Annotated in this window: 1 protein-coding gene; it reads right to left on the reverse strand. The window is 66.2% G+C overall.

Annotation, left to right across the window (positions count from 1 at the left end; genetic code table 11):
- Window positions 1-204: tetratricopeptide repeat protein (locus tag C6N31_RS47665; RefSeq protein ID WP_198359807.1), on the reverse strand; the 204-nt coding region annotated here is incomplete at both ends.

Genomic DNA, 204 nt, shown 5'->3' on the forward strand with positions numbered 1-204 from the left:
CTGCCTGGTAGGCGCTGGCGAGGTTGTTCCGGCTGGCCAGAGTGTCGGGGTGGGTGTCGCCCAGTACTCGCTCGCGTTGGGTAAGGACGGCCTCCAGTAGTGGGATCGCTTGCGCCCGGTTCCCCGCTGCCTGGTAGGCGCTGGCGAGGTTGTTCCGGCTGGTCAGAGTGTCGGGGTGGGTATCGCCCAGTACTTGCTCGGATT

Origin of the sequence: Streptomyces fildesensis, from assembly GCF_016107395.1 — a bacterium.
GTDB classification, from domain to species: domain Bacteria; phylum Actinomycetota; class Actinomycetes; order Streptomycetales; family Streptomycetaceae; genus Actinacidiphila; species Actinacidiphila fildesensis.